Origin of the sequence: Thermococcus sp. (genome assembly GCF_027052235.1) — an archaeon.
In the GTDB taxonomy this organism is placed as follows: Archaea; Methanobacteriota_B; Thermococci; order Thermococcales; family Thermococcaceae; genus Thermococcus.
The window spans coordinates 1-4,959 of record NZ_JALUFF010000022.1; the positions used below are offsets into that span (position 1 = coordinate 1).

The window sequence follows — 4,959 nt, forward strand, 5'->3', positions numbered from 1 at the left end:
TCCAGTTCTTTCTAATGTGATACCTGTACGCGAGGCTGTCTGCTGAATAGAGTGCGTCCCAAACGTCCTTGTATTTTAAAACGCCGAACTTGATGCCAAAGCCGTGAAGCTTATACTTCCGCGGGAGCTCTTTCCTAATCGCCAGAATGTACTCACGGATCTGCTTCTCCTGCCCGCGCCTGCACATGGTGCCAAGGCCAATGAGATTCGTGAGAAGACCGTGCTCCTTCATGTAGTCGAGCATCCAGATGTAATCATCGAGCTCCCACCCTTGGAGAACAGCAACAAACTTGGGCTTCAGCTTGGGATAATAGTCGTCAAGCAGGTCCATGATCTTAAGTTGGTTCCCGATGGTTTTCATCTGGTTCTCCCTGACAGTCACTCCCCACTTCTCGCGAACCTGAGGCTCGTTGGGGTAGTCTCTGTTCGCGAAGAAGTCAGCCTTGACGCGGTAAACGTAGCGGAGATAGTTGAGGTGGCTATCTGGATACCCCTTGAGCTTGAAGAAGAAGCTAAAGCCACCGCTGTCGACGAAGAGTTTATCACGGTTTTTCGGAATCGGTCTGACCGCAGTCGCGTAGTTGACCATGACATTGAACTTACGTGGAGCGAAGCTCTCTATCGCCTTTCTTGCCGAACCGTCAGCGACTCCGAAGAAGAACAATTCCATGCCCCGTCACCTCCCCCACAACAGCATTCTGAGCGTCTCGGGCAACTCCTGAGCAGGAACGCGAATCACATCATCGAGGTGGACGAACGCGTAGTAATCCCGCGCGTGCCCGTGCCCGTACCAGTCGAAGCTCACCGGCGTGTTGGCCACGTTCCAGACCAGGAACTCCCTGCCCAAATTGACAAGATAATAAAAGTCAATGCCAGCCTTCATGGCAAACATTCTATGCCCCTCGTACTGCTTGCCGTTCACCTTCACCTTCCCGTTCACGAGCGCAGAGTGCGGGTTCATGTTTTTGAGTTCAAAGCCCGTGAAGCGGAAGCCCTTCACTCCGCCCCGGTTGATATACTGAATCACGAGGCTGTCAACATCGGTCACGTACATGTGCACGTCCAGGCCTTTGCGAGCCTTCTGGAGCGCCCGGCTGAAGGCCACCCTGTTCTCAGCGTCCCTCATCAATCTCTTGAAGTACGTGAACGCGTCCTCAATGTTGAGTGAGTCCTGATAGACGAAAGCCGTGCGGGAGGCCATCACCATCCCTCCCTATGAACCACCATGATGAGCTGCCCACTCTCGTTGAACAGTGCGCCGCAGTGATGACAGTACAGTGGAGCCCCCCGCTTCCCCTCAACCCAATGCCCGCACCGAGGGCAGCGCATTCTGACGTAGAGTTCATCCGCGCGGACGAAAGTCTGAGCAGTCGTCACGCTGCCCCCTCCACGAGGTTTTTAAGGTATTCAAGCTCGCTCTTCCAAAACTCGCGCTTTTCAGGCTCTGAATTCTCAAGAGCTTCTAGAATGCTCTCCGGGTAGACTGCAAAAGCGTAATTCTTCACTGTGGGATGCTCCCTAGCGAGGAACTTCACGACCTCCTCAAAACTCTCGAACTTCTTCACCCTCCCGGATTGAGTGAACCCTGAGAAGAGCCTGTCCACCTTCCTGACAGAGTAACCCGTTCCACGCTTGTACTTCCTGATCACGAAATACGAATTCCCTGAATGCCGCCTGAACCCCAACTCACTCGCAAGGATCCAAACCTCATTCACCGCACTCATGCGCGACCCTCCTCAATCAGCTCGTCAGGGACTTCCAACACGAGGAAACCGTCGTCAACGTAGAACTCCAGCTCTCCATTCAATAGCATCTTAGTCAGCTCCCATATCACGTCGTTGTCAAAGTCCCTCAGCTCCTCGTCGTACTCGTTACCCATGTGCTCAAGCACAAAACCCAAATCCAGAGTGAATCTCATGCCCATCCCTCCCTGGCAATCGCCAAGGGGCCGTCACGGAAGACGAGGCCCCTCCTCGAGAGGTCGTCGAGGATGGCCTGAGCGTCCCTCACGTCAATGTGCAGCTCTCTAGCAAGCTCGCGCGGGCTGACCCACCGCTCCCTGGCGAGCTCGAGAGCGCGCAGGCGGAGAGTGTCGTAGTCCCTCATGAGCGACCCTCCCGGCGCTCTGAAGAAGATGAAGCCGGGGCCGGGATCGGCCCCTCTTTGAGAACCTTTGCCGCGAGGGCTATCTTCTCCTCGGCATCCTTCCAGTTCTTGGCCTCGACTTCTACCTCAAAAGAATCCTCAATCATGTCGACGTAGCTCATGCCATACTCCTCTATCGCGTCGTCCTCATCCATCCATTCGCCCTCAATCAGGACGATAAGGAATTTGTACTTCATTCGTACCCCTCCTCTGGAATGAAGGCAACGTAGAGCTTTCCGGGCCCCTTTGCGTAGATAACTCCATCTAACCCAACGATTTCGACTTCCTGTCCATCCTCCAGAGTTACTACCGAGAATATCTCTCCAATCATGTCTTCGTCGATCTCATAGCCGAGGGCCTCAGCAAACTCCACTAAAGGTTCCGGCATCTCAAACCACCTCTTTCGAAATGGTAGCCCGGCGGGGAGTCGAACCCCGGTCGCCGGATCCAAAGTCCGGCATGCTTGCCCCTACACCACCGGGCTGCCCGATCCGCCTGAGCTTTTGGAGAACCGCGTTGATTATCTCGAGCCGCCCCTCCTCGTAAGCCGCCTTGAGGGGCTCGCCGCGGATAGAATACGAAAACCTCAAATTCTCCGCCTTGGCCTTCTCCTCCTCAAGCCACGCTACCACGTCCTCAATGCCCTCCTGCGGTCGGGCCCGCCTCAGCTCGTTGGAGACAAACTCCCAAAACCCGGCTTCCGACTCAGACATCCGCCTTCACCTCCAGCTTTTTCTCCTGGAGCTTCAGGAGAAACGGGCCGAACAAGGCCCGGTAATCCGCGTTAGAACCAACCACTTCAGCCACAACATCGAAACCGTACTCCAGCACGAGCCGTTTGAGGCCATTATTACCCACGCTCTTCAAGAACTCCTCAGCCTTCGCCTTAGTCCGCCAGTCAGAAGCCCACCCCTCATAATCCTCCAACCACTTCCTCAGCGTCTTCTCAATCTTCGCCCTCGGAACCTCGACGGCAGGCTGGCCCTCCTTGGTAGATTTGGGGGCTTCAACCTTCAGGCTCTTCATGGCTTTAAGCGTGTCCTCGCGGACGATTTTCGCGAAGCGGACGTTCTCATTATTCGGCCGGTAGAGGACGATGCCCTCAAGCTCCTTAATGCCTGGTAAGGGCCTGATGACCTCAGGAATCCTACCGTTCTCATCAACCATGATGAAGTACTGCTGCATTACCTTGACCTGCTCTTGTGGGGCGAGAATATTCAACTCGCGCATGAGGTCATTCCACGTGAGGCCCTCCTCGACCGCCTTTGGAATGGCGAGGAGAATCTTAGACCACTTCGAGGCGAGTTTCGGTTTGTTGTTCTTACAGTCAAAGAGCTTAGAAGCGCAGTCCTCGAGCTTCTTTTCGAGTTCTTCTATTTCTTTCCTTAGTTTCTCATTTTCTTCAGCCAGTTCCTTATTGCGGAGGACATATTCAGCTACCTGCACGTTTGATGCAGATTCTACTAGCGCCACTATCACGTCAGTTCTAGAAACGCCGGGCCGAGTCATTTCATCTATCTTCTGGAGGATTGAAAGAGGGAGCCTTAAAGAGATGTGTTCAGTTGGTTCATCCCACTTGCGAGGTCTTCCTGTTCCTGTTTTTGGCCCGGCATACCTCATTGTATTCACCCTTTAATTGCCTTATAAGCGTCCCAAGCCTCCAGAATCAGCTCAGACCATGTTAGGCCCCTCTTGGATTTCTCCCGATCCATCTCTTCGTAAGCATCGTAGGGAATCCATGCTTCAACCCTCTTCACAGGTCCTTCCCACTTGCGGGGTCGTCCCATACGTTCACCTCCATATGGGTATGAATAATTCTTACGTAAGAGATATTCATACTAAACTATAAAATCCTTTTGGTCGTTCCAGTGAACATTTGTTCGAGACAAAGAACAAAATTCATACCAAGTATGAATAATGTTCACTTCAGAAAATTTTGTGTTACAAAATTCATGAATGTTACTTGACTGTAAAGTAATACACTTGAATTTTGTAACACATAAAATTGTTCCAAAAAATGCGCCAATTTGGAGGGAGTTTCAAATTTACACGTCTCTGAAATTGCTTCTTTTCTGTGAAATATAGATATGTATATAACTAATTTTCAATAATAGAATAAGAATAATAAGACCTGGACTTTTCGATAAGTTGTGATTCTTCATCAGCAGTTATGATCCTGAATGGCTTGTGTGTTAATTTTGAGAGCAAGGATTTTCCTTTTGGATTGACTAGGTCATCAAATTTGTGAAATCCTACGAGAAGGACTTCAATGATAGAGTCTTGGGTTATCCCCAACTCTTCCCGTACTTCTTGTGGAATCGTAATGAGTCCCTTGGAACTGAGCTTGGCTACAATATAGGCAACCCCTGTAATTATAAGTTTGTCATCTGATTTTAGAATCTTCCTGACGATAACCTCAACGATGTCATCTTTAGCTAACCCAAGCAACTCTCTGTCTTTCTTAGGTATTACAATCTGACCCTTTGTGTTTATGCTGGCATGAAACTTCGCTAGTGGTTCTTTGGATTCTTTCATGAGGTCACCTCTTTCGATTTTAGCTAATGTTGAGTTGGTTGTTTTTTGTATGCCCCTGGTCATACATAAGGTTTACCGTGGGCCTCTCTATATGAGGGGTAATTTTTCCGTCCGTAATTTACTTAAGGACTGTCTTAATTGTAATGTCTGGGGTTGTAATGCTAAGGCCGTACGAGGTTGAATTAGAAACTCTTGGAAATAAGGTTCGTGTTGAATTCTTGAGAGGGGAATATATTGATCTAATTAAATCTTTTGATGCTGGTGCGGGTGGGGAAGAAC

10 protein-coding genes and 1 tRNA gene are annotated in these 4,959 nt (G+C 50.4%); all 11 read right to left on the minus strand.

All coding sequences use genetic code 11. The features are described 5' to 3' along the window. The coding region (locus tag MVC73_RS02225; protein WP_297506478.1) for a hypothetical protein at positions 1-670 on the minus strand (670 nt) is incomplete at its 3' end. Between the two features lie 6 nt (positions 671-676). Next, a complete protein-coding gene (locus MVC73_RS02230; protein WP_297506480.1) occupies positions 677-1,201 on the minus strand; it encodes a hypothetical protein in 525 nt (174 codons plus the stop codon). A gap of 172 nt (positions 1,202-1,373) precedes the next feature. Next, positions 1,374-1,724, minus strand: a complete 351-nt coding sequence (locus tag MVC73_RS02235) for a hypothetical protein (RefSeq protein WP_297506482.1) — start codon at positions 1,722-1,724, stop codon at positions 1,374-1,376. Beyond that, entirely contained in the window at positions 1,721-1,924 is a 204-nt protein-coding gene (locus MVC73_RS02240; protein WP_297506483.1) for a hypothetical protein, read from the minus strand. Before MVC73_RS02240 ends, MVC73_RS02235 begins: the two co-directional genes overlap by 4 nt. After that, positions 1,915-2,106, minus strand: a complete 192-nt coding sequence (locus MVC73_RS02245) for a hypothetical protein (protein ID WP_297506485.1) — start codon at positions 2,104-2,106, stop codon at positions 1,915-1,917. The genes MVC73_RS02240 and MVC73_RS02245 overlap by 10 nt, the downstream gene beginning before the upstream one ends. After that, positions 2,103-2,342 carry a hypothetical protein gene (locus MVC73_RS02250; RefSeq protein ID WP_297506487.1) on the minus strand — a complete coding sequence of 80 codons (240 nt, stop codon included), beginning with the start codon at positions 2,340-2,342 and terminating at the stop codon, positions 2,103-2,105. Before MVC73_RS02250 ends, MVC73_RS02245 begins: the two co-directional genes overlap by 4 nt. Then, positions 2,339-2,533 carry a hypothetical protein gene (locus MVC73_RS02255; protein ID WP_297506489.1) on the minus strand — a complete coding sequence of 65 codons (195 nt, stop codon included), beginning with the start codon at positions 2,531-2,533 and terminating at the stop codon, positions 2,339-2,341. The genes MVC73_RS02250 and MVC73_RS02255 overlap by 4 nt, the downstream gene beginning before the upstream one ends. 21 nt (positions 2,534-2,554) lie before the next feature. Beyond that, positions 2,555-2,629: transfer RNA gene (locus tag MVC73_RS02260), tRNA-Gln, on the minus strand. A 221-nt stretch (positions 2,630-2,850) separates the two neighbouring features. Further along, complete coding sequence (locus tag MVC73_RS02265; protein WP_297506491.1) at positions 2,851-3,765, minus strand: hypothetical protein; 915 nt, start codon at positions 3,763-3,765, stop codon at positions 2,851-2,853. 5 nt (positions 3,766-3,770) lie between these two features. Further along, on the minus strand, positions 3,771-3,932 hold the full coding sequence (locus MVC73_RS02270) for a hypothetical protein (RefSeq protein WP_297506493.1): 162 nt from the start codon (positions 3,930-3,932) through the stop codon (positions 3,771-3,773). Positions 3,933-4,242: 310 nt separating this feature from the next. Beyond that, positions 4,243-4,680, minus strand: coding sequence for an AbrB/MazE/SpoVT family DNA-binding domain-containing protein (locus MVC73_RS02275; RefSeq protein ID WP_297506495.1), 438 nt, complete (start codon positions 4,678-4,680; stop codon positions 4,243-4,245). Positions 4,681-4,959 lie beyond the last annotated feature (279 nt).